The organism is Pelomonas sp. Root405, from assembly GCF_001425165.1.
In the GTDB taxonomy this organism is placed as follows: Bacteria; Pseudomonadota; Gammaproteobacteria; order Burkholderiales; family Burkholderiaceae_C; genus Pelomonas.
In genome coordinates this window covers 64,522-80,659 of record NZ_LMDU01000018.1, presented here as the reverse complement: position 1 = coordinate 80,659, position 16,138 = coordinate 64,522, and the positions used below count along the sequence as shown (strand labels likewise).

16 protein-coding genes are annotated in these 16,138 nt (G+C 66.2%); 10 read left to right on the top strand and 6 right to left on the bottom strand.

Annotation, left to right across the window (positions count from 1 at the left end):
- Positions 1–7: 7 nt before the first annotated feature.
- From ASC81_RS25750 to ASC81_RS25730, 5 genes are all read right to left on the bottom strand, one after another.
- Entirely contained in the window at positions 8–2,599 is a 2,592-nt protein-coding gene (locus tag ASC81_RS25750; RefSeq protein ID WP_056274168.1) for a bifunctional aconitate hydratase 2/2-methylisocitrate dehydratase, read from the bottom strand.
- Between the two features lie 33 nt (positions 2,600–2,632).
- Positions 2,633–3,052 (bottom strand): type II toxin-antitoxin system VapC family toxin, encoded by a 420-nt coding sequence (locus ASC81_RS25745; protein WP_056274165.1) that lies wholly within the window; start codon positions 3,050–3,052, stop codon positions 2,633–2,635.
- The gene (locus ASC81_RS25740; protein WP_056274163.1) at positions 3,049–3,309 is read right to left on the bottom strand and encodes an AbrB/MazE/SpoVT family DNA-binding domain-containing protein; all 261 of its coding nucleotides are present in this window, start codon (positions 3,307–3,309) and stop codon (positions 3,049–3,051) included. The genes ASC81_RS25745 and ASC81_RS25740 overlap by 4 nt, the downstream gene beginning before the upstream one ends.
- 104 nt (positions 3,310–3,413) lie before the next feature.
- A complete protein-coding gene (locus ASC81_RS25735) occupies positions 3,414–3,995 on the bottom strand; it encodes a hypothetical protein (protein ID WP_056274161.1) in 582 nt (193 codons plus the stop codon).
- A 125-nt stretch (positions 3,996–4,120) separates the two neighbouring features.
- Positions 4,121–5,122 (bottom strand): CoA ester lyase, encoded by a 1,002-nt coding sequence (locus ASC81_RS25730; protein WP_056274160.1) that lies wholly within the window; start codon positions 5,120–5,122, stop codon positions 4,121–4,123.
- 138 nt (positions 5,123–5,260) lie between these two features.
- On the opposite strand from ASC81_RS25730, the gene ASC81_RS25725 reads away from it, so the two are divergent.
- Positions 5,261–6,826: a methyl-accepting chemotaxis protein gene (locus ASC81_RS25725; RefSeq protein ID WP_056274157.1), complete on the top strand. Its 1,566-nt coding sequence runs from the start codon at positions 5,261–5,263 to the stop codon at positions 6,824–6,826.
- Between the two features lie 57 nt (positions 6,827–6,883).
- Here the strand turns inward: ASC81_RS25725 and ASC81_RS25720 are convergent, their stop codons facing one another.
- Positions 6,884–7,870, bottom strand: a complete 987-nt coding sequence (locus tag ASC81_RS25720) for a malate dehydrogenase (protein ID WP_056274154.1) — start codon at positions 7,868–7,870, stop codon at positions 6,884–6,886.
- A 103-nt stretch (positions 7,871–7,973) separates the two neighbouring features.
- Here ASC81_RS25720 and ASC81_RS25715 point away from each other — a divergent pair, with 103 nt between their 5' ends.
- From ASC81_RS25715 to ASC81_RS25675, 9 genes are all read left to right on the top strand, one after another.
- Positions 7,974–8,690 carry a GntR family transcriptional regulator gene (locus ASC81_RS25715; RefSeq protein WP_056274151.1) on the top strand — a complete coding sequence of 239 codons (717 nt, stop codon included), beginning with the start codon at positions 7,974–7,976 and terminating at the stop codon, positions 8,688–8,690.
- A gap of 90 nt (positions 8,691–8,780) precedes the next feature.
- Positions 8,781–9,209: a succinate dehydrogenase, cytochrome b556 subunit gene (sdhC, locus tag ASC81_RS25710; protein ID WP_056274148.1), complete on the top strand. Its 429-nt coding sequence runs from the start codon at positions 8,781–8,783 to the stop codon at positions 9,207–9,209.
- A 19-nt stretch (positions 9,210–9,228) separates the two neighbouring features.
- Entirely contained in the window at positions 9,229–9,588 is a 360-nt protein-coding gene (sdhD, locus tag ASC81_RS25705) for a succinate dehydrogenase, hydrophobic membrane anchor protein (protein ID WP_056274144.1), read from the top strand.
- A complete protein-coding gene (gene sdhA, locus ASC81_RS25700; protein ID WP_056274141.1) occupies positions 9,588–11,375 on the top strand; it encodes a succinate dehydrogenase flavoprotein subunit in 1,788 nt (595 codons plus the stop codon). The genes sdhD and sdhA overlap by 1 nt, the downstream gene beginning before the upstream one ends.
- A 29-nt stretch (positions 11,376–11,404) precedes the next feature.
- Positions 11,405–12,106 carry a succinate dehydrogenase iron-sulfur subunit gene (locus ASC81_RS25695; protein ID WP_056274139.1) on the top strand — a complete coding sequence of 234 codons (702 nt, stop codon included), beginning with the start codon at positions 11,405–11,407 and terminating at the stop codon, positions 12,104–12,106.
- 24 nt (positions 12,107–12,130) lie between these two features.
- Complete coding sequence (locus ASC81_RS25690) at positions 12,131–12,382, top strand: succinate dehydrogenase assembly factor 2 (RefSeq protein ID WP_369820877.1); 252 nt, start codon at positions 12,131–12,133, stop codon at positions 12,380–12,382.
- A 35-nt stretch (positions 12,383–12,417) separates the two neighbouring features.
- Positions 12,418–13,728, top strand: coding sequence for a citrate synthase (gene gltA / locus ASC81_RS25685; RefSeq protein ID WP_056274134.1), 1,311 nt, complete (start codon positions 12,418–12,420; stop codon positions 13,726–13,728).
- A 154-nt stretch (positions 13,729–13,882) separates the two neighbouring features.
- Positions 13,883–14,806, top strand: a complete 924-nt coding sequence (locus ASC81_RS25680) for a ribokinase (protein ID WP_056274131.1) — start codon at positions 13,883–13,885, stop codon at positions 14,804–14,806.
- 21 nt (positions 14,807–14,827) lie between these two features.
- Positions 14,828–16,138 carry a TRZ/ATZ family hydrolase gene (locus tag ASC81_RS25675; protein WP_056274126.1) on the top strand — a complete coding sequence of 437 codons (1,311 nt, stop codon included), beginning with the start codon at positions 14,828–14,830 and terminating at the stop codon, positions 16,136–16,138.

The window sequence follows — 16,138 nt, the reverse complement described above, 5'->3', positions numbered from 1 at the left end:
TTCAGGCTCAGGCCGTCACGGCCTTGGCGGCGTCGGCGTACTCCTCGATCTGGTCGAAGTTCAGGTACTTGTAGACGCTGGCCGTGTCCTTGTTGATGATGCCCATCGCCTCGTGGTACTCCTGCACCGAGGGGATGTGGCCCAGCTTCGAGGCAATGGCCGCCAGCTCGGCCGAGGCGAGGAACACGTTGGTGTTCTTGCCCAGGCGGTTGGGGAAGTTGCGGGTCGACGTGGACACCACGGTCGCGCCCTCGCGCACCTGGGCCTGGTTGCCCATGCACAGGCTGCAGCCCGGCATCTCGGTGCGCGCACCGGCCGTGCCGAAGGCGGCGTAATGGCCTTCCTTGATCAGCTCGCTCTGGTCCATCTTGGTGGGCGGGGCCACCCACAGCTTGACCGGAATGTCGCGCTGGCCGCCCAGCAGCTTGGCCGCGGCGCGGAAGTGGCCGATGTTGGTCATGCACGAGCCGATGAAGGCCTCATCGATCTTGGTGCCGGCGACTTCGGACAGCGTCTTGGCGTCGTCCGGGTCGTTGGGGCAGCAGAGGATGGGCTCCTTGATGTCGGCCAGGTCGATCTCGATGACGGCGGCGTATTCGGCGTCCTTGTCGGCTTCGAGCAGCTCGGGCTTGGCCAGCCAGGCCTCGACCTTCTCGATGCGCCGCTGCAGCGTCTTCGCGTCGGCATAACCGTCGGCGATCATGTTCTTCATCAGCACGACGTTGCTGGTGAGGTATTCCTTGATCGGCGCGGGGTTGAGCTTGATCGTGCAGCCGGCCGCCGAGCGTTCGGCGGAGGCGTCGCTCAGCTCGAAGGCTTGCTCGACCTTCAGGTCAGGCAGGCCTTCGATCTCGAGGATGCGGCCCGAGAACACGTTCTTCTTGCCAGCCTTGGCCACGGTCAACAGGCCGGCCTTGATGGCGTACAGCGGGATCGCGTGCACGAGGTCGCGCAGTGTCACGCCGGGCTGCATCTGGCCCTTGAAGCGCACCAGCACCGACTCCGGCATGTCCAGCGGCATCACGCCCGTGGCGGCGCCGAATGCGACAAGGCCCGAGCCCGCGGGGAAGGAAATGCCGATGGGGAAGCGGGTGTGCGAGTCGCCGCCGGTGCCGACGGTGTCGGGCAGCAGCAGGCGGTTCAGCCAGCTGTGAATGACGCCGTCACCCGGGCGCAGTGACACGCCGCCGCGGTTGCTGATGAAGGCCGGCAGCTCGCGGTGGGTCTTGACGTCCACGGGCTTGGGGTAGGCCGCGGTGTGGCAGAAGGACTGCATGACCAGGTCGGCCGAGAAGCCGAGGCAGGCCAGGTCCTTCAGCTCGTCGCGGGTCATCGGGCCGGTCGTGTCCTGCGAGCCGACCGTCGTCATCTTGGGCTCGCAATAGGTGCCCGGGCGCACGCCGTGGCCCTCGGGCAGGCCGACGGCGCGGCCCACCATCTTTTGGGCCAGCGTGAAGCCGGCCTTGGTCTCGGCGGGCGGCGCCGGCAGGCGGAACAGCGTGGACGCGGGCAGGCCGAGGAACTCGCGCGCCTTGGCGGTCAGTGAGCGACCGATGATGAGGTTGATGCGGCCGCCGGCGCGCACTTCGTCGAACAGCACGTCGCTGCGCAGCTTGAACTCGGCCACGGTTTCGCCGTTCTTCACGAGCTTGCCGTCGTAAGGCAGCACGTCGATGACGTCGCCCATCTCCAGCTTGCCGACGTCGACCTCGATGGGCAGCGAGCCGGAGTCTTCCTGGGTGTTGAAGAAGATCGGCGCGATCTTGCCGCCGAGCGTGACGCCGCCGAAACGCTTGTTCGGCACGAAGGGAATGTCCTGACCCGTGGCCCAGACCACCGAGTTGGTGGCCGACTTGCGCGAGGAGCCGGTGCCGACGACGTCGCCGACATAGGCGACCAGATGGCCCTTCTTCTTCAGGTCCTCGATGAACTGCATCGGGCCGCGCTTGCCGTCTTCCTCGGGCTTGAACGCCGCGTCGGGCCGCGTGTTCTTCAGCATTGCCAGGTAGTGCAGCGGGATGTCCGGGCGGCTCCAGGCGTCAGGCGCGGGGGACAGGTCGTCGGTATTGGTCTCGCCGGGCACCTTGAAGACGGTGACGGTGATCTTCCTCTCGACTTCAGGGCGCGAGGTGAACCACTCGGCGTTCGCCCAGGACTGCATCACCTCCTGGGCCTTGGCGTTGCCGGCCTTGGCTTTGGTGGCGACGTCGTTGAAGAAGTCGAACATCAGCAGCGTCTTCTTCAGGCCTTCGGCTGCGACGCCAGCGACTTCGGGGTCGTCCAGCAGCTCGATCAGCGGATGCACGTTGTAGCCGCCCACCATGGTGCCCAGCAGCTCGGTCGCCTTGGCCTTGGAGATGAGGCCGACGCTGACGTCGCCATGCGCGACCGCGGCCAGGAACGAGGCCTTGACCTTCGCGGCATCGTCAACGCCCGGGGGCACGCGGTGAGTCAACAGGTCCAGCAGGAATTCGCCTTCACCGGCCGGCGGCGCCTTGATCAGCTCGATCAGTTCGGCCACCTGCTTGGCTTCCAGGGGCAGGGGCGGAATGCCGAGGGCGGCGCGTTCAGCAACGTGTTGGCGGTAGGCGGTGAGCATGGGAGAACTCCTGAAACGGGGGACGAAAAGGAATCAAGCCTTGGGCGCGATGACGCGCAGGCCCTTGAAGTAATCACGAAAGAAGCCGGCGTCGCGGGTGATCAGTCCCTGGCATTGCAGCAGGGCATGGGCACCGATGAGGAAGTCGGGGACGGTACGCTTGATGTCGTGGGGAGTGGCGGTCGTCGGCAGCCGCTGACGGTAGCGCCGCTGCATTTCGCCGGCCCGCAGCGCGGCGCGCAGTTCCAGCGGCGAAAAGCCGATCCCGATGGCTTCCAGCGTCTCCAGGACGATGTCGCTGTGTCCGAGTCCGGCCACCACCTCGCTGACGACGACCTCGCAAGCGACGACAGGGCCAGTCGACAGCGCGCCGCGCAGCAGTCGCTCGGCTTCATCCGCGGATGGCCCGTCGCCGATGTAGTCGACGAGGATGGAGGTGTCGACTGCAATCACTCAGTCTCGTCCGGTGGGGGATAGGGGTCGCCGGGGGCACGGCCGCGCAACTCGCGCATGACGTCATCCGTCGTCGTGCCGGCGGGCAGCTTGATGCGGCCGCGCATCTTGGACAGCGCATCACCCACGTCCTTGCGCAGGATGATGCGGCCGCCGTCCAGCTCGACCTTGAGCGTCGTGCCCTTGGTCAGGCCGAGGGCATCCCGGACGGCCTTGGGCAGGGTGATCTGCCCGCGTTCGGCAACAGTGGCTTCCATGGCGCCTCCAGCGGCTGAGCCGCTGCGAAGGCGCGTCTCAGGTATGCATCAGAAAGTATGCATTCATTCTACATACCGGAGGCTAGGGCATCAACCCGGATGAGTCACTTGGCTGCCGGCGCGATGCCCAGGCTGCTGCGTGCGGCGGCGGCGGCCTGCGCTTCGGGATCGTTGATCAGCGCGGCCTTAGCGGCGGCCATCTGCTTCTCCTGCTCGGGGTGGATGCACTCGTCCACCAAGCGCTGGCCGATCTTGGTGTCCAGCAGCATGGATTTGTTGGCGATCTGGATCATCAGCGTGCGGCCAGTCACGTCTTCCAGGCGCAATGCGCCGGTGGACGACAGCACCGGTTTCATGGTGAAAACCTGCTTTTGCCAGGCCACGTTGACGTAGCCCGCAACCTCGGGGTGCTTCTCGATGTGGATGTTCTGCTTGAACTCGCAGGCGTAGTCGCCCAAGTGGGCGCGCTCGGACGCCGCCAGCTGCGCTTCGTCAGCGTCGATGAGCACCGGCGCCGGCGGGGGCTCAGGCGCCTTCTTCGGGAGCGGCTTGGCTGCAACTGTCTTGGGCTTGACCGCAGGCTTGATGGGTTTGACAGGCTTGGCGGGCGCCGTCTGGGCCAGAGCGGGGAGGGTGGCGCAAAGGATCAGGGCAGCGGCGCAGCCGCGAAGCGAGGAAAGCAGCATCGGGTATGTCGGGTGGAGAGGTGAAAGGTGGCGGGTGCGGCGCATGGTGGCTGCAATCCGGCCGCGCAACGGTGAAGAGTTGTTGGGATTGTCCGGCGTACCGGACGCCCCCTTCGCTCCGTGCTTTACCCGATGGATACGGGGAAAAACGCCGATCGGGCTTCGGCCGGCAGCGCGCGCCCCGTGCGTTGTGCGCGTTCGAGCACGGTCCAGAAATACCGATAACTGGCGCGGTCGTGCAATCGGTCACGGAAGGAAATCGGCGCCCATTGCTGGCTTTGCGCCGCCAGCAGCAGTTCGGCCGCCTCGGCGATCTCGTCGGCGGCCGGCGCGAAGGCTTCGACGATGGTGCGGATCTGGTCGGGGTGGATGCTCCACATGCGCGTGTAGCCAAACTCGCGCGCGGCGCGGCGGGCCGCGCCGGCCAAGGCGGTGGCATCGCGGAATTCGGTGACGACGCAGTGCGAAGGTGTCTTGCCAAAGGCATGCGCGGCTGCAGCGATTTCCAGCTTGGCGCGCACGACCAGCGGGTGCTCGAACTGGCCGGGCAATTCCATCGCGGCCTTCGGGATGGCGCCGCCGTGGGCGGACACGAAGTCCATCAAACCGAAGGACAGCGACTCGATGCGCGGATGGGCGGCGATGCGGAAGACCTCCCGCAATGCGCCGTGGGTCTCGATGAGCACCTGCAGCGGCAGCTTCGGTTGGCCGTGGCGTTCGCAGGCAGCGTCGATGGCAATGGCCGCGCGGTCCACGTCGGCGGCGCTCTCAGGCTTGGGGATCATCAAGTAGGCCAGGCGCTGGCCGGCCTTGCTGAGCAGCGTGTCGACGTCGGCCTCGAAAGCCGCATGGCCGAACGGGTGGACGCGCGCGCCGACGCGGCCGAAGCGGTTGGCGGCGCTGGTCGCCAACTCGGCAATCAACAGCGCGTGCTCGGCCTCGCCACCGACCGGGGCGCCGTCCTCGGCGTCCAGCGTGATGTCGAAGACCGGGCCCAGCTCGGCCTGCAAGGCCAGGCTTTTGCGCATGCGGGCCTCGACGCCGCAATAGTGGTCGACGACTGGCAGCGCGGTGCGCGGCGTTTCATTGCCGAACAAGGCTTTGCTTGGGTGGAGGAGGGCGCTCATCACGCCACTGTACTCAGCGCAGGAGACGCATCAGCGTGATGGTGGTCGCGGATTCGCGAGGTTCTAAAGGCTTCATGCACTGTTCCGCCTGAGCCATGCGTGACAGCATGAGCGACCAACGACACGTGGAGACACCCCATGATCAAGCTCGAATCGCTCAGCTGTTCCCGCCGCCTGGCGTTACAGACCTTGGGCGCAGTGCTGGGCGTGCTGCTGGTGGCCGGCTTCCTGCTGTTCTCGGAGCGCGCCCTCATCATGAACGAGCGTCAGCAGGCGGTTCGTCAGGCGGTGGAAGCCGCGCATGGCGTCGTCGCGCATTTTCACGCCCAGGTGGCCGCCGGCAAGCTGGCGGATGACGACGCCAAGAAGGCGGCTCTGGCCGCCGTGAAGGGCCTGCGCTACAGCGGCAACGAATACTTCTGGATCAACGACAACACGCCGGTCATGGTCATGCACCCCATGAAGCCGGAGCTTGACGGCAAGCCGCTTTCGGCCAGCAAGGACCCGACCGGCAAGGCGCTGTTCGTCGAGATGGTCAACATCGTCAAGGCGCAGGGCGGCGGCTTCATTCCCTACATGTGGCCCAAGCCTGGCAGCGACCAGCCGGTGCCGAAGGAGTCCTACGTGAAGGGCTTTGCGCCGTGGGGCTGGATCATCGGCTCGGGCGTCTATGTCGACACCGTCAACGACGCCATCCTGCAGCGCGTGTGGAAAGTGGGCCTCGGCGTGCTGGCGCTCGTCGCCCTGCTGCTGACCCTGGGTCTGGCGATCACCCGCAGCATCACCCGACAGTTGGGTGGCGAACCTGCCACGGTCAACGCGATCACGCGCCGGCTGGCCGAGGGTGATCTCGGTGTCGACATCGAACTGCAGGCCGGCGATCACGCCAGCGTGATGCAAGGCGTCAGCGCGATGCGCGACAGCATGGCCAGCATCGTCAAGCAGGTGCGTGACGGATCGGAGTCGGTCGCCAATGCCAGCTCGGAGATCGCGAGCGGCAATCAGGACCTCAGCGCCCGCACCGAAAGCCAGGCCAGCGCGCTTCAGCAGACAGCGGCGTCCATGGATGAGCTGGGTGCGACGGTGCGCAACAACGTCGACAACGCCCAGCAAGCCAACCAGCTGGCGCAGAACGCCTCGCATGTGGCGGCCGAGGGCGGTCAGGTCGTCAAGCAGGTCGTCGACACGATGAAGGGCATCAACGACAGCTCGCGGCGCATCGGCGACATCATCTCGGTCATCGACGGCATCGCCTTCCAGACCAACATCCTGGCGCTCAACGCCGCCGTCGAGGCTGCGCGTGCAGGCGAGCAAGGGCGCGGCTTCGCGGTCGTGGCCGGCGAAGTGCGCTTGCTCGCAGGCCGCAGTGCCGAGGCGGCGCGAGAAATCAAGAACCTGATCTCGCAGAGCATGGAGCGGGTCGACCGCGGCAACACGTTGGTCGACCAGGCCGGCGCGACGATGGACAGGGTGGTCAGCAGCATCCAGCGTGTGACCGACATCATGGGCGAGATCAGTTCGTCGAGCGCCGAGCAGAGTTCGGGCGTGTCGCAGGTCGGGGCGGCCGTCACCCAGATGGACCAGGCCACTCAACAGAACGCCGCGATGGTGGAGCAGATGGCTGCGGCGGCCGACGGGCTGAAGGTGCAGGCCCAGCAACTGGTGGAGACGGTGTCGACCTTCCGCCTGCCCGCGACGCGCTGAACGGCACGGCAACGAAAAAGGCCTCCCGAGGGAGGCCTTTGTTCTTGCTGAAGTGGCTTACAGCAGGTGCTTGACGCCGTCCTGCTCGTCCGTCAGTTCCTTCAGCGTCTTGTTGATGCACTCCTGCGAGAAGGCGTCGATCTCGATGCCTTGCACGATCTTGTACTCGCCGCCTTCGCAGGTGACCGGATAGCCGAACATGACTTCCTTGGGGATGCCGTATTCGCCGCCCGACGGGATGCCCATCGTGACCCACTTGCCGTTGGTGCCCAGGGCCCAGTCGCGCATGTGGTCGATGGCGGCGTTGGCGGCCGAGGCGGCCGAGGACAAACCGCGAGCGGCAATGATGGCCGCGCCGCGCTTGCCGACGGTGGGCAGGAAGACCTCGCGGTTCCACTGCTCGTCGTTGATCAACTCCTTCACCGACTGGCCGTCGATGGTGGCGTTGCGGTAGTCGGCGTACATCGTGGGCGAGTGGTTGCCCCACACGGTCAGCTTCTCGATGGCGGCGACGGCCTTGCCGGTCTTGGCAGCCAGTTGGCTGGCGGCGCGGTTGTGATCCAGGCGCAGCATGGCGGTGAAGTTCTTGGCCGGCAGGTCCGGGGCCGACTTCATCGCGATGTAGGCATTGGTGTTGGCAGGGTTGCCCACCACCAGCACCTTGACGTTGCGCGAGGCGACGGCGTTGAGCGCCTTGCCCTGCGTCGTGAAGATGGCGCCGTTGATCGACAGCAGCTCGGCGCGTTCCATGCCCGGGCCGCGCGGGCGCGAACCGACCAGCAGCGCGTAGTCGGTGTCCTTGAAGGCGGTCATCGGGTCGCTGTGCGCTTCGATGCCGGCCAGCAGCGGGAAAGCGCAGTCTTCCAGCTCCATGATGACGCCCTTGAGCGCGTTCTGGGCCTTCTCGTCGGGGATCTCCAGCAGTTGCAGGATGACGGGCTGGTCCTTGCCCAGCATCTCGCCGGAGGCGATGCGGAACAGCAGGGCATAGCCGATCTGGCCTGCTGCGCCGGTGACGGCGACGCGAACGGGTTTCTTGCTCATGGAGATCTCCGGGGACAGTTGATAAAGCTGACGTCGAGGGGCGCCAAGCGCGCCGCCTGAAGGCGGGCAAGTGTACGGGCATACCCTGTGCTGCAATGCGCCCATGCCCAAGTCGCCAGCCCCGCTGTACGAGCAGATCCGCCAGTTGATCGTGGCCGCACTCGCCGCGGGTGAGTGGCGGCCTGGCGACGCCCTGCCCAGCGAGGCGGCGCTGGCCGAGCGCTTCCACGCGAGCCCGGGCACGGTCAGGCGGGCGCTGGACGAGTTGAGCGCCGAGCATGTCGTCGAGCGCCGCCAGGGGCGCGGCACTTTCGTTGCCACACACACCGCACCGCGCAACTCCTATCGCTTCCTGCGGCTGGTTGCCGATGACGGCGTGACCGGCTTCACGCGCGAACTGCTGCATTGCCGGCGCGCCCGCGCCACGGCCGAGACGGCGCGGGCGCTGCAACTGCGCACTGCCGAGCCGGTCATCGAGATCAGGCGGCTGTTGCTGCGCCGCGGTCGGGCCGTGGTGCTGGACGACCTGTGGCTGCCGCTGCGCCACTTCGAGGGCTTGAGCGGCGAAGTGATCGACGCCTATCCGGGCACGCTCTACGCTCTCTTTGAGGAGCGCTACCAAGTGCACATGGTGCGCGCCGAGGAGAAGCTGCGCGCGGTTTCTGCCCGCGCCGAGGCGGCAGAACTGCTGGGCGTGCCGGACGGCGCGCCGCTGCTCAGCGTGGAGCGCGTGGCCTACACCTACGGCGATCGCGCGGTCGAACTGCGGCGTGGGCTCTACCACACGCAAGCCGACCACTACCTCAACGAGTTGAACTGAAACTGACAATGCCGCACTGCAGCAAGCACGAAGCTTGGTCTTTGTCTCTGACCTAGAATCTTTCGGTTTCACATTGATTACGGGCTCGACATGGCGGAAAGCGCGAAAGCAAGACCGGTTTACCGAAATATTCACGTCACGCAGATCGTCAGTTATCGACTCCCGCCGGCCGGCATCGTCTCCATCCTTCACCGCATCAGCGGCTTCGTGTTGTTCGCGTTGCTGCCGTTCGCGATTTGGATGCTGGACACCAGCCTGAGCACGGAAATCTCGTTCGAGACCTTCACGAATGTCTTCGTGGCTGGCTTCGCCGGTATCCCGGGCTGGTTCGTCAAGCTGGTGACGTTGGGGCTGATCTGGGGCTACCTCTTCCACTTCATCGCCGGTGTGCGTCATCTGTGGATGGACGCGACGCACAGTGTCAGCAAAGCCCAGGGCCACAGCTCGGCGCTGGTCACGCTGGTCCTCAGCACGCTGCTGACGGTGCTGCTGGGTGCCAAGCTGTTCGGCCTCTATTGAGCCCCCGAGGACAACAACAATGACTACTTACGGTTCCAAGCGCATCGTCGTCGGTGCGCACTACGGCCTGCGTGACTGGCTGGCGCAGCGCATCACCGCGGTGCTGATGGCGATCTTCACGGTCGTGCTGCTGGCCCAGGTGCTGATGCCCGGCGAACTCGGCTACGACCGCTGGGCGGCGATCTTTTCGCAGCAGTGGATGAAGCTGCTGACCTTCGTGACCATCCTGTCGCTTGCGTATCACGCCTGGGTCGGCATGCGCGACATCTGGATGGACTATGTGAAGCCCGTCGGCGTGCGGTTGACGCTGCAGGTGCTCACGATGGTTTGGCTTGTGGGATGCGCCGGTTGGGCGATCCAGGTTTTGTGGAGACTCTGATGGCGCAGCTTGCGACCCGTAAGTTTGATGTGGTGATCGTCGGAGCCGGCGGCTCCGGCATGCGCGCCTCGCTGCAGCTGGCTCTGGCCGGCTTGAATGTGGCCGTCCTGTCCAAGGTCTTCCCGACCCGCTCGCACACCGTTGCTGCGCAGGGCGGCATCGGCGCCTCGCTTGGCAACATGAGCGAGGACAACTGGCACTACCACTTCTACGACACCGTCAAGGGGTCCGACTGGCTGGGCGACCAGGACGCCATCGAGTTCATGTGCCGCGAGGCGCCCAAGGTCGTGTACGAGCTTGAGCACTTCGGCATGCCCTTCGACCGCAATGCCGACGGCACCATCTACCAGCGCCCGTTCGGCGGCCACACCGCCAATTACGGCGAGAAGCCCGTGCAGCGCGCCTGCGCCGCGGCCGACCGCACCGGCCACGCGATGCTGCACACGCTGTATCAGCAGAACGTCAAGGCGCGCACGCAGTTCTTCGTCGAATGGATGGCGCTGGACCTGATCCGCGACGCCCAAGGCGACGTGGTCGGCGTGACCGCGCTGGAGATGGAGACCGGTGAGGTCCACATCCTGCAGGGCAAGACCGTTCTGTTGGCCACCGGCGGTGCCGGCCGCATCTTCGCCGCCAGCACCAACGCCTTCATCAACACTGGCGACGGCCTGGGCATGGCAGCGCGCGCCGGCATCCCGCTGGAAGACATGGAGTTCTGGCAGTTCCACCCGACGGGCGTGCACAACGCCGGCGTGCTGCTGACCGAAGGCTGCCGCGGCGAAGGCGCCATCCTGCGCAATGCCAACGGCGAGCGCTTCATGGAGCGCTATGCGCCGACCTTGAAGGACCTGGCACCGCGCGACTTCGTGTCCCGCTGCATGGACCAGGAGATCAAGGAAGGCCGGGGTTGCGGTCCGAATAAGGACTACATCAACCTCGACATGACCCACCTTGGCGCCGAGACCATCGCCAAGCGCCTGCCGTCGGTGCTGGAGATTGGCCACAACTTCGCCAACGTCGACATCACCAAGGAACCGATCCCCGTGGTGCCGACCATCCACTACCAGATGGGCGGCATCCCCACCAACATCCACGGCCAGGTGGTGGCGCCCAAGGACGGCAATTCCAACGAGATCATCAACGGCCTCTACGCCGTGGGCGAATGCGCCTGCGTCAGCGTGCACGGCGCCAACCGCCTGGGCACCAACTCGCTGCTCGACCTGCTGGTGTTCGGCCGTGCCGCCGGCAACCACCTGGTGGCGGCCAACCTGGGCAAGCAGTCGCACAAGGGTCTGCCGGCCGACGCGGCGGACCGTTCGCTGGCCCGCCTGGCCCGCCTGGACGGCAGCAGCAGCGGTGAATACGCCCAGGACGTGGCCAACGACCTGCGTGCCGCGATGCAGCAGCATGCCGGCGTGTTCCGCACCCAGGCCATGCTCAACGAAGGCGTGTCCAAGATCGCGGCGATTGCGGACCGGGTCAAGAACATCACGCTCAAGGACAAGTCCAAGGTCTTCAACACGGCGCGTATCGAGGCGCTCGAAGTGGAGAACCTCATCGAGGCCGCCCAGGCCACCATCGTCTCGGCCGCCGCCCGCACCGAGAGCCGCGGCGCCCACACGGTGAACGACTACGGCGACACGCCGGCCCATCCCAACGGACGCAACGACGAGCAGTGGATGAAGCACACGCTGTGGTACTCGGAGGGCAACCGCCTGGACTACAAGCCGGTCAACCTCAAGCCGCTGACCGTTGAATCGGTGCCTCCCAAGGTCCGCACCTTCTGACGGCCTGCCGACCAAGGACTCAACACATCATGAAGCGCACTTTCCAGATTTATCGCTACGACCCGGACAAGGACGCCAAGCCCTACATGCAGACCCTCGAGGTCGAGCTGGACGGCTCTGAGCGCATGCTGCTGGACGCCTTGAACAAGCTCAAGGCTGTCGACCCGAGCCTGTCGTTCCGCCGCTCCTGCCGTGAAGGCGTCTGCGGCTCGGACGCGATGAACATCAACGGCAAGAACGGCCTGGCCTGCCTGACGAATATGCGCACGCTGCCGGGCACCATCGTGCTCAAGCCGCTGCCGGGCCTGCCCGTCGTGCGCGACCTCATCGTCGACATGACGCAGTTCTTCAAGCAGTACAACTCGATCAAGCCTTACCTTGTCAACGACAACGTGCCGCCCGAGACCGAGCGGCTGCAGTCGCCCGAGGAGCGCGACGAGCTCAACGGCCTGTACGAGTGCATCCTGTGCGCGAGCTGCTCGACGAGCTGCCCGAGCTTCTGGTGGAACCCCGACAAGTTCGTCGGCCCGGCCGGGCTGCTGCAGGCCTACCGCTTCATCGCCGACAGCCGCGACGAAGCGACCGCCGAGCGCCTGGACAACCTCGAAGACCCGTACCGCCTGTTCCGTTGCCACACCATCATGAACTGCGTGGACGTCTGCCCCAAGGGCCTGAACCCCACCAAGGCCATTGGCAAGATCAAGGAATTGATGGTCCGCCGCGCGGTCTGACGAGCGATGAGTGAAGTGGCTTCGATGATCGACGAACGCGCGCTGTCCAAGCTGCGCTGGCGTTGCCGCCGGGGCCTGCTCGAGAACGATCTGCTGATCGAGCGCTTCTTCAACCGCCACGCCGGCGGCATCAGCGTCAGCCATGCTGACGGACTGACTGCACTGATGGACCTGGGCGACAACGACCTGCTCGACTTGTTACTGCGCCGCAAGGAGCCCAGTGGTGAAATCGACACTGCTGCGGTGCGCGAGGTTCTCGCCGAGCTGCGACCCTGACTCCCGTTTTTTAAAGCCTCCCAAAGGACCGCACCATGACCCCGTCGGACGTGAAAGCCACCCTGTCGTTCTCAGACGGCAGCCCCTCGATGGACCTGCCCCTGTACAAGGGCAGCATCGGCCCGGATGTCATCGACATCCGCAAGCTCTACGCGCAGACCGGCAAGTTCACCTACGACCCGGGCTTCCTGTCGACCGCGTCGTGCAACTCGACCATCACCTACATCGACGGCGACAAGGGTGAACTGCTGTATCGCGGCTACCCCATCGAGCAGCTCGCGGTGAACTGCGATTACCTCGAGACCTGCTACCTGCTGCTCTACGGAGAGCTGCCCAACGCGGCCGAGAAGGCCAACTTCGAAGACCGTGTGATGCACCACACGATGGTCAACGAGCAGATGCAGTTCTTCCTGCGTGGTTTCCGCCGTGACGCCCACCCGATGGCCGTCATGACCGGCCTGGTGGGCGCGCTGTCGGCCTTCTATCACGACAGCACCGACATCAATAACCCCGAGCACCGCGAGATCGCGGCGATCCGCCTGATCGCCAAGATGCCGACGCTGGTGGCCATGGCCTACAAGTACACCATCGGCCAGCCCTACATCTACCCGAAGAACGACCTGAGCTACGCCGGCAACTTCATGCGCATGATGTTTGCCACGCCCTGCGAGGACTACAACCCGAACCCGGTGCTGGTGCGGGCGATGGACCGCATCTTCACGCTGCACGCCGACCACGAGCAGAACGCGTCAACGTCGACCGTGCGCCTGTGCGGCTCGTCCGGCACCAACCCGTTCGCGGCCATCGCAGCCGGTGTGGCCTGCCTGTGGGGCCCCGCCCACGGCGGCGCCAACGAGGCCTGCCTGAACATGCTGGGCGACATCCAGAAAGCAGGCGGCGTCGCTCGCATCGGTGACTTCGTCAGCAAGGTCAAGGACAAGAACTCCGGTGTCAAGCTGATGGGCTTTGGCCACCGCGTCTACAAGAACTACGACCCGCGCGCCAAGCTGATGCGCGAGACCTGCCACGAGGTGCTGAGCGAGCTGGGACTGGAGAACGACCCGCTGTTCGAGCTGGCGATGAAGCTGGAAAAGATCGCGCTGGAAGACGAGTACTTCGTCGCCCGCAAGCTTTATCCGAACGTCGACTTCTACTCCGGCATCGTGCAGCGCGCCATCGGCATTCCGGTGCCGCTGTTCACGGCCATCTTTGCGCTGGCCCGCACGGTCGGCTGGATCGCCCAGCTCAATGAGATGATCGGCGACCCCGAGTACAAGATCGGCCGCCCGCGCCAGCTCTTCGTCGGCGCCGCACCGCGCGACGTCAAGCCCATCGCCCAGCGCTGATCCGCTCACGCCTCACCCGTGAACCCCTCGGTCCCCCGAGGGGTTCTTTCATTTTTAGGGTTCTTAGCGCTTTCACGTGGATCGCCGGGGAGACTGGCATCGTGCCGACACCGGGCATCATGGCTGAACGCGCAAAGAACCTAGTGGAGACTCGATGTCGGCACCTGAGATCCTCGTCCTCGGCAGCGTCAACCGCGACCTCATCGTGCATGCGCCGCGCCTGCCGTTGCCCGGCGAGACGTTGCGCGGCCAGAGGTTTGGCTCATGCCTTGGCGGCAAGGGTGCCAACCAGGCAGTGGCTGCGGCGCGCCTGGGCGCCCGGGTGGCCTTGGCTGCGCGCGTCGGCTTGCTGGAGAACGGCGCGGCGATGGTTGAGCAGCTGAAAGGCGAGGGCGTTGACACCCGTGCCATCGCGCAGCCTGCCGGCGAGGTGCCCGGCGTCGCGCTGATCGTCGTCGGCGCCGAGGATGCCGAGAACCAAATCGTCACCGTCGCGGGCTCCAACGGCACGCTGCCGCTGGACCAGGTCGAAGCCCTTGACATGACCGGCCTGCGCTGGCTGGTGGCCCAGCAGGAGTTGCCGCTGGCCAGCATTGCCCGCGCCTTCGAGCGCGCCCGCGCCGCTGGCGTCAAGACCGTGTTGAACGCCGCGCCGTTCCGACCCGGCAGCGAGAGCCTGCTGCACCTCGTCGACCTGCTGGTCGTCAACTCGCTGGAGGCCCAGGCCCTCGTCACGACGCTGGGCGGCGGTGCGGCGGAACCCGGCGTGTTGGCCCAGGCCCTGCGTGACAAGGGCCCGGGCGCCGTGCTCGTGTCCCTCGGCGCCGACGGCCTGTGCTGGGTCGATGCCGATGGCCCGCGCCATGTCGCCGCGCGGCCCGTCAAGGCTGTCGACACCGTGGGCGCCGGCGACACCCTCGTCGGCGCTCTCATCACGGCGCTGGCCGAAGGCCAACCGATTGCCAACGCGCTCGCCTTTGCCCAGGCCGCCGCGGCCCTGGCCGTGTCGCGCCCCGGCGTGCAGGATGCGATGCCGCGCCGCGCCGAAGTCGATCAACTGCTCGCCACGACAAGCTGAATCCCACAAGGAGAACAAGAGATGTCCCAGACCCTGCTGCTGCCCCGCTGGCTGCTGACGATGAAGCCCGGTGAACCCGTGCTCGACAACCACGCGCTGCTGATCGACGGCGAGCGCATCGCCGCCGTCGGCCCGCGCGAGACGCTGCTGGCGCAGTACCCGCAGGCCGAGCGCGTCGAGCTGCCCGAGCAGATCCTGATTCCTGGCCTCATCAATGGCCATGCGCACTCCGCCATGACGCTGCTGCGCGGCGTTGCCGACGACGTGCCGCTGATGGACTGGCTGCAGAACCACATCTGGCCGCTGGAGAAGAAGTGGGTCAGCGAAGCCTGGACGTATCTCGGCAGCAAGCTCGCCGCCGCCGAAGGCCTGCGCAGCGGCACGACCTACATCAACGACATGTACTTCTTCCCGACTGCGATGGCACGCGCCGCCGTGGACTCGGGCGTGCGCGCGGCCGTGTCGATGAACGTCATCGACTTCCCGACCGGCTATGCGTCCGGCCCGGACGACTACATCGCCAAGGGCATCGCCGCCTACGAGCAGTACAAGGGTGAGAAGCTGCTGGACTGGACCAGCGCGCCGCATGCGCCGTACACGGTGTCCGACGAGACCTTCATCAAGTTGCGCGACTTGGCCGAGAAGCTCGACATCCAGATGCACTGCCACATCCACGAGACGGCAGGCGAGGTCGAGGACGGCATCAAGGCGCATGGCGTGCGCCCCATCGCGCGGTTGGACAAGCTGGGGCTGTTCAGCGAGCGCATGGTGGCCGTGCACATGGTCCACCTCGACGAGGCCGAGATCGAGCTGATGGCCCGGAAGGGCGTGCACCTCGTGCACAACCCCAACTCCAACCTCAAGCTCGCTTCGGGCGTGATGCCGCTCAAGGCGCTGGAGACGGCGGGCGTCAACACCATCCTCGGCACCGACGGCGCCGCGTCCAACAACCGCCTCGACATGTTCGGCGAGATCCGCTCGGCTGCGCTGCTGGCCAAGGGGATCACCGGCGACCCGACCGTCGCATCCGCACGCACGGCGCTGGAGATGGCCACCCTCCGCGCCGCCAAGGCCATGGGCCGTGCCGATGACCTCGGCTCGCTGGAAGTCGGCAAGCTGGCCGATTGCGTCGCCGTGTCGCTGGACAGCATCGAATGCCAGCCGGTCTACAACGCCGCGGCGCAGCTGGTCTACGTGGCCGGCCGCGAGCAGGTCAGCAACGTCTGGGTGGGCGGCCGCCAGGTGCTGCGCGACCGCCAGCCGACGACCATCGACGTGCCCGCGCTGCTGGCCGAGGTGCGCGATGTCGTCGGCCGCATGCAGGCAGGCTGA

Coding starts and splice junctions, on each gene's coding strand:
- ASC81_RS25750 (WP_056274168.1), bottom strand. CDS start 2,599: ATGCTCACCGCCTACCGCCAACACGTTGCTGAACGCGCCGCCCTCGGC.
- ASC81_RS25740 (WP_056274163.1), bottom strand. CDS start 3,309: ATGGAAGCCACTGTTGCCGAACGCGGGCAGATCACCCTGCCCAAGGCC.
- ASC81_RS25735 (WP_056274161.1), bottom strand. CDS start 3,995: ATGCTGCTTTCCTCGCTTCGCGGCTGCGCCGCTGCCCTGATCCTTTGC.
- ASC81_RS25730 (WP_056274160.1), bottom strand. CDS start 5,122: ATGAGCGCCCTCCTCCACCCAAGCAAAGCCTTGTTCGGCAATGAAACG.
- ASC81_RS25725 (WP_056274157.1), top strand. CDS start 5,261: ATGATCAAGCTCGAATCGCTCAGCTGTTCCCGCCGCCTGGCGTTACAG.
- ASC81_RS25720 (WP_056274154.1), bottom strand. CDS start 7,870: ATGAGCAAGAAACCCGTTCGCGTCGCCGTCACCGGCGCAGCAGGCCAG.
- ASC81_RS25715 (WP_056274151.1), top strand. CDS start 7,974: ATGCCCAAGTCGCCAGCCCCGCTGTACGAGCAGATCCGCCAGTTGATC.
- sdhC (WP_056274148.1), top strand. CDS start 8,781: ATGGCGGAAAGCGCGAAAGCAAGACCGGTTTACCGAAATATTCACGTC.
- sdhD (WP_056274144.1), top strand. CDS start 9,229: ATGACTACTTACGGTTCCAAGCGCATCGTCGTCGGTGCGCACTACGGC.
- sdhA (WP_056274141.1), top strand. CDS start 9,588: ATGGCGCAGCTTGCGACCCGTAAGTTTGATGTGGTGATCGTCGGAGCC.
- ASC81_RS25695 (WP_056274139.1), top strand. CDS start 11,405: ATGAAGCGCACTTTCCAGATTTATCGCTACGACCCGGACAAGGACGCC.
- ASC81_RS25690 (WP_369820877.1), top strand. CDS start 12,131: ATGATCGACGAACGCGCGCTGTCCAAGCTGCGCTGGCGTTGCCGCCGG.
- gltA (WP_056274134.1), top strand. CDS start 12,418: ATGACCCCGTCGGACGTGAAAGCCACCCTGTCGTTCTCAGACGGCAGC.
- ASC81_RS25680 (WP_056274131.1), top strand. CDS start 13,883: ATGTCGGCACCTGAGATCCTCGTCCTCGGCAGCGTCAACCGCGACCTC.
- ASC81_RS25675 (WP_056274126.1), top strand. CDS start 14,828: ATGTCCCAGACCCTGCTGCTGCCCCGCTGGCTGCTGACGATGAAGCCC.